Source organism: Mycobacterium sp. 852002-53434_SCH5985345 (assembly GCF_001667155.1).
Classification (GTDB): Bacteria; Actinomycetota; Actinomycetes; order Mycobacteriales; family Mycobacteriaceae; genus Mycobacterium.
In genome coordinates, this window is sequence record NZ_LZIE01000020.1 from 1 (window position 1) to 7,016 (window position 7,016).

A 7,016-nucleotide genomic window follows, 5' to 3' on the forward strand; every position below is an offset into this window, starting at 1 on the left:
CGCCACGAGGAACTGGGCCCGCACGTCGACCTGTCCCGCACGGTGGGCTGGTTCACCACCAAGTACCCCGTCGCGCTGACCGTCGGCGAACTGGACTGGGCGCAGGTGATGGCCGGCGACCCCGCGCTCGGAGTGCTGGTCAAGAAAGCCAAGGAGCAGCTGCGCGCACTCCCGAACCCGCTGACCTACGGGTTGCTGCGGTACATGAACAGCGAGGTGGACCTGGACGGGTCGGACCCCGTGATCGGCTTCAACTACCTGGGACGACTGGGCGCGGCGGCGGATCTGCCCGGCGAGATGTGGCGGATCAGCCAGGACAGCCTTTCGTTCACCGGCGCCGCCAGCGCGGCGCTGCCCATGCCCTTGATGCACACCGTCGACCTCAACGCCGGGACCATGGACACCGAGGCCGGCCCGCACCTGCAGGCCAACTGGACGTGGGCGCCCTCGGCGCTGGACCACGAGCAGGTCAGCCGGTTGAGCCAGCTGTGGTTCGAGGCCCTGGCCGGCATCTGCGCCCACGTGCGCAGCGGCGGTGGCGGTCTGACCCCGTCGGACATCGCCCCCGCTCGCCTGAACCAGCAGCAGCTCGACGACCTCTGCCAGCAATTCGCGGTCGCCGACGTGTTGCCGCTGACCCCGTTGCAGCAGGGCCTGCTCTTCCACGCCAGCTTTGCGCACGACCTCGGCGACGACGTCTATGCGGTGCAGCTCGGCATCACCGTCACCGGTGACCTCGACCCGCATCGATTGCGCGAGGCCGTCCACACCGTCGTCAACCGGCATCCCAACCTGGCGGCCCGCTTCTGCCCGCAGTTCGGCGAGCCGGTGCAGGTCATTCCGGCCGACCCCGTGATGGCGTGGCGGTACATCCAGCTCGGAGCGGAAGACCTGGACCCCGAGGAGAAGATCGAACAGCTCTGCGCCGCCGAGCGCGGCGCGGTCAGCGACCTCGCCAACCGACCGGCCTTCCGGGCCGCGTTGATCCGCACCGCCGACAACCGGCACCGGTTCGTGCTCACCAACCACCACATCGTGATGGATGGGTGGTCGCTGCCGATCATGCTGCGCGAGATCCTCACCAGCTACTACGGGGACAGGTTGCCCGCGCCCGCGTCCTTCCGCAGCTACCTGACGTGGCTCGCGGCTCAGGACCGCACGGCCGCCCGCGCGGCGTGGGCCGAGGTGCTGGGCGGGTTCGAAGCACCCACCCTGGTCGGTCCGCCGGCCCGGTTGGGACTCGGGCGGCGAGGGGTCGAGTCGTACCGGCTGCCCGCGGAGACCACGCGCGCGCTGGGCGAGCTGGCCCGCTCGTGCCACACCACGATCAACACCGTGCTGCAGAGCGCCTGGGCGCAGTTGCTGATGCGGCTGACCGGCCAGCACGACGTGGCCTTCGGCACCGCGGTGTCCGGTCGGCCCGCGGATTTGGCCGGCGCCGAGTCGATGGTGGGCTTGCTGATCAACACGGTGCCGGTGCGCGCGCACGTCACGGCGGGCACCACGGTTTCCGAGCTGCTGCAGCAGCTGCAGCGGGCCCACAACGACACGATCGAGCACGAGCACCTGGCGCTGAACGAGATTCACCGCGTCACCGGGCACGACCAGCTGTTCGACACGCTGTTCCTGTACGAGAACTACCCGATCGACACCAGCGTGCCGTTGGGCTTCCACGAGCTGGCGATCACCGACGTCACCAACCGCGAATACAACCACTACCCGCTTTCGGTCATGGCGCTGCCGGGCCGGGAATTGGGCCTGCGGGTCGAGTTCGACACCAGCGTGTTCGACACGGCCGCGATCGAGTCGATGATCGAGCGGTTCCGGCGCGTGCTGGGGGCGATGACCGCCGACTCGAGCCAGCGGCTCTCGTCGATGGACGTGTTGGATGCCGGCGAGCGCACCCGCCTCGACGACTGGGGCAACCGGGCGGTGTTGACCGCGCCGGTGGGGGCGACGGCGTCGATCCCGGCGCTGTTCGCCAAGCAGGCGGCCCGTGTTCCGGAGGCTCCGGCGCTGACGTTCGACGGCCACACGCTTACCTATCGGGAACTCGACGAGGCCGCGAACCGGCTGGCCCACCTGCTCGCCGAGCACGGCGCGGGCCCGGGCGAAAGCGTGGCGCTGCTGTTCTCCCGGTCGGCCGACGCGATCGTGTCGATCCTGGCGGTGCTGAAGACCGGGGCGGCGTATTTGCCGATCGATCCTGCGGTCCCGGCGTCGCGGATCGAGTTCGTGCTTGCCGACGCCGCGCCGGTCGCCGTGGTCACCACCGCCGAATTGCGGTCCCGGGTGGACGGCTCCGACCTGTTGGTCGTCGATGTCAACGACGCGCCGGTGGACGCCCAGCCCGCCACGGCGTTGCCGGCGCCATCGCCGGACGACATCGCGTACCTGATCTACACGTCCGGCACCACGGGTGTCCCGAAGGGCGTTGCGGTCACCCACCACAACGCCACCCAGCTGCTGGAGAAACTGCACGCCGACCTGCCGGACCCTGGTGTGTGGGCGCAGTGGCACTCGCTCGTCTTCGACGTGTCGGTGCACGAGATCTTCGGCGCACTGTTGCACGGCGGCCGGCTGGTCGTGGTGCCCGAGTCCGTGGCCGGTTCGCCGAAGGACCTGCACGATTTGCTGGTCGCGGAGAACGTCACCGTGCTCAGCCAGACCCCGTCGGCGGTGGGAATGCTCTCGCCGGAGGGCCTGGAATCGACGGCCCTGGTGGTCGCCGGTGAGGCCTGCCCGCCCGAGGTGGTGGACAGGTGGGCGCCGGGCCGGGTGATGATCAACGCCTACGGCCCGACCGAAGGCACGGTGTACGCGGCGATGAGCACGCCGTTGAGCGCCGACACGGGAGCGCCGATCGGTGCCCCGGTTCCGGGGGCGGCGCTGTTCGTTCTGGACAAGTGGCTGCGGCCGGCGCCCGAGGGCGTCGTCGGTGAGCTGTACATCGCGGGCCGCGGTGTGGCGTGCGGCTATGCGCGCCGCTCGGGCCTGACGGCCTCGCGGTTCGTGGCCTGCCCGTTCGGGGCCCCCGGTGCGCGCATGTATCGCACGGGCGACCTGGTGCGCTGGGGCACCGATGGCCAGCTGCAATACCTGGGACGCGTCGACGAGCAGGTCAAGATCCGCGGCTACCGCATCGAGCTCGGCGAAATCCAGGCGGCCCTGGCCGGTCTGGACGGGGTCGAGCAGGCGGCGGTGATCGCCCGTGAAGACCGCCCCGGGGACAAGCGCCTGGTCGGCTACATCACCGGGTCCGCGAATCCGGCCGAGATCCGGGCCCAATTGGGCGAGCGGCTCCCGGCCTACATGGTGCCGGTCGCCGTGGTGGTCCTGGACGCGCTGCCGTTGACCGTCAACGGCAAGCTCGACAAGCGGGCCCTGCCCGCCCCGGAGTACCAGAAGACCGGTGGTGAGTATCGGGCCCCGGCCACCCCCATCGAAGAGACCCTGGCCGAGATCTACGCCGGAGTCCTTGGGCTGCAGCGGGTTTCGGTCGAAGACTCCTTCTTCGACCTCGGTGGCGATTCGCTCTCCGCGATGCGGGTGATCGCCGAGATCAACACGGCCCTCGACGCGAACCTCTCGGTGCGCACCCTGTTCGAGGCGCCCTCGGTGCGACGCCTCGGGCAGCGGGCGGAACGCGATGCCAGCGGTGTGGACGACATCGAAGGCGGCGGTGCCAGCTTTGCGTCCGTGCACGGTCGTGACGCCACCCAGGTCTACGCCAGCGATCTCAAACTGGACAAGTTCATCGACGCCCCGACGCTGGGCAACGCGCCGTCGCTACCCGGCCCAAGCTCGGAGGTGCGGACGGTCCTATTGACCGGTGCCACGGGCTTCCTGGGGCGGTACCTGGCGCTGCAGTGGCTCGAACAGCTGGAGCTGGTCGACGGCAAGCTGATCTGCCTGGTGCGCGCCGGCTCGGACGAGGAGGCGTGGCAGCGGCTGGAGAAGACATTCGACAGCGGTGACCCGCAGTTGTTGCAGTACTTCCAGACGCTGGCCGCCGACCACTTGGAGGTCATCGCCGGTGACAAGGGCGCGGCGAACCTCGGCCTCGACGAGCAGACCTGGCAGCGGCTGGCCGACACCGTCGACCTGATCGTCGACTCGGCCGCCCTGGTCAACGGCGTGCTGCCGTACGGCGAGCTGTTCGGCCCCAACGTGGCGGGCACCGCGGAGCTGATCCGGGTGGCGCTGACCACCAAGCTGAAGCCGTATGCGTATGTATCGACCTCCGATGTGGGCCGTCAGATCGATCCGGCGGTGTTCACCGAAGACGCCGACATCCGGGTCATCAGCCCGATCCGCAAGGTCGACGGCAGCTACGCCAACGGTTACGGCAACAGCAAGTGGGCCGGCGAGGTGTTGCTGCGCGAGGCCCACGACCTGTGCGGGTTGCCCGTCTCGGTGTTCCGCTCCGACATGATCCTGTCCGACACCAGCTACGCCGGCCAGTTCAACCTGTCGGACATGTTCACCCGGATGGTGCTGAGCCTGGTGGCTACCGGCATCGCGCCGCGCTCGTTCTACCAGTTGGACGTCGACGGCAACCGGCAACGTGCGCACTTCGATGCGTTGCCGGTGGAGTTCGTCGCGGAGGCGGTCACCACGCTGGGCACTCAGGTGATGGACGGGTTCGAGACCTATCACGTGATGAACCCGCACGACGACGGCATCGGCATCGATGAGTATGTCGACTGGCTGATCGAGGCCGGCTATCCGATCGAACGGATCGACGACTTCGGGGAGTGGCTCCAGCGGTTCGAGGCCGCGCTGCGTGATCTGCCGGAGCGGCAGCGCAAGCACTCGGTGCTACAGATGTTGCAGGTGCCGGGCTACAACCAGCTGCAGGCGCCGGAGCCGGCCAGCGGGTCCTTCGCCCCGACCGACCGGTTCCGCGCCGCGGTGCAGGAAGCCAAGATCGGCGCCGACAACGACATCCCGCACGTCACGCCGCAGGTGATCGTCAAATACGTCACCGACCTGCAGCTGCTCGGTCTGCTCTAGCTGACACCCTTGGTTTCGGGACGGCCCCGCGCGGGCCGTCCCGAACCATGTCATCGGTTTGGCCGCCAGAAACATCCTTCCCGTATGTTTCAGCGGCACTTACAGGAGTGCTGATAGGTAGCTGGGACTTTTTCGAAACCACTAGCGCACATTCTCGTCCTCGATTAATCTTTCGGACTGTTGCACTCATGTTGACTAATTTGGTGGAAAAACTGATCGCAGCTCCGTCTCCTTAGTCGATATCGAGCCGCAACGGGCGGTGGTCCGACACGGACCACGCTCCGTGTTTGCGCTACATCAAGCGGAACCGAACGGGTATCGCGGAGGGTTCGGTCGAGCGGCTGCAGTCAACCGGGGGTTGAAGAGTGAACCCTATGGTTGGGAAGTTGGATGGAGCTTGGTGAGCCAGCACTTCCGCTTACGCGCGGACAACTAGACATATGGCTTGCACAGGAGACGGGACACTCCGGCACTGAGTGGCAGATCGGCCTCTTCGTCACGATCGACGGCAGGGTCCAACGGGATGCGCTGAAGTGGGCAATCCGCCAAGCGGTGCAAGAGGCCGAACCGACCAGGGCCTCCTTCCAGGAGGCCGATGGCCAGGTCTACCAAAAGGCGATCGACTACCCCGACGTCGAACTGGTCTTCCATGACCTGACCGGCTCGCAGGACGCCGTCCAAGAAGCCCGGCGGATAGCATCATCGATCCAACGAACGCCCATGCCGTTCACGGGCCCGCTGTTCAGATTCGCCCTCTTCCAGACGCGCGCCGACCAATTTCACCTGTTCGCGTGCTGCCACCACATCATCGTCGACGGAACCGGTGTCGCGCTCGTCGGTCACCGCATCGCTTCCATCTACTCGGCCATCGTCTCCGCCGCCCCCATCCCTTCGGCCGTCTTCGGCTCCCTGCGGGACTTGATCGACTGTGAGACGAAGTACGAAGCGTCCGGCGATTACCGCAACGACGAGGCCTACTGGGCTCGGAACCTTCCGGCAAACCCCGAAGTCCCGCTTTGCGCGCCGCGCGCCGCGGGCGAGCGCGACCCTTGGCCCTCCGCCCCGGTCGCGCTGGACGTCGGCGTCCTTCGCCGGGTCGACAAGGTGGCCCACGTGTGGGGGGTGTCCCAGACATCGGTGGTCACGGCCGCGTGCGCGCTTTTGGTGCGCGGGTGGAGCGGAGACGGTGCAGAGGTGGTCCTCGACTTCCCGGTCAACAGGCGGGTGCGCCCGGAGTCGAAAACCCTGCCCGGCATGGTCGCCGGCGTGGTGCCGCTGGTATTGCGAGTCTCACCCGAACTCGCGGTCGCCGAGTTCTGCCAACACGTCGACACCCGGATTCGGGAAGCCATTGAGCACCAACGGTTTCCGGTGCAGGCGCTGGAGCGCAGAACCCGCGGCCCGGCAGGACGGGCCGAGCGGGTAAGCGTCAATTTCATCCCGTCGGCCTTCACCCTGCCCTTTGGCGGTGTCACCGCCTCCGCGTCGTACACCAACTCCGGCCAGGCAAGTGGCTTCGGCTTGATCTTCTCCACCGACGGGGACCACCTCTATCTCAGCACGGCGGGCGCGTGGCAGCCGTTCTCCGGCCTCGACACCTCCGATCTGGCGCGACACCTGGAGCGGGTGCTGGTGGCGTTGACCACGGACACGACGCGGCGATTGCTGTCCATCGATGTGCTCGAAGAATCCGAGCGTGCCCGGCTGGCCGGCTGGGGGAACTGGGCGGCCGGCGAGCGGAGCGGGCCGTCGGGGCGGTCGATTCCGGAGTTGTTCGCCGTTCAGGTGGGTCGCGCGCCCGGGGCGGTCGCGATCAGTTGTGCGGGGCGGTCGTGGTCGTACCGGGAGATGGATGAGGCCTCGAATCGGTTGGCGCGCTGGCTTATTGGGCACGGCGTGGGCCCGGGGACGTGTGTGGGGTTGTTGGTGGAGCGGTCGGGAGAGGCGGTGATCGCGCTGCTGGGGGTGATGAAGGCGGGGGCGGCGTATGTGCCGACCTC

The 7,016-nt window shown here is 68.0% G+C and carries 2 protein-coding genes; both read left to right on the forward strand.

Going from position 1 to position 7,016, the window contains the following annotated elements; translation table 11 throughout:
* A partial coding sequence (locus A5756_RS03080; RefSeq protein ID WP_066946823.1) for a non-ribosomal peptide synthetase occupies window positions 1–5,016 on the forward strand: 5,016 nt, incomplete at its 5' end.
* Between the two features lie 390 nt (window positions 5,017–5,406).
* A partial coding sequence (locus tag A5756_RS03085; RefSeq protein ID WP_156659183.1) for a condensation domain-containing protein occupies window positions 5,407–7,016 on the forward strand: 1,610 nt, incomplete at its 3' end.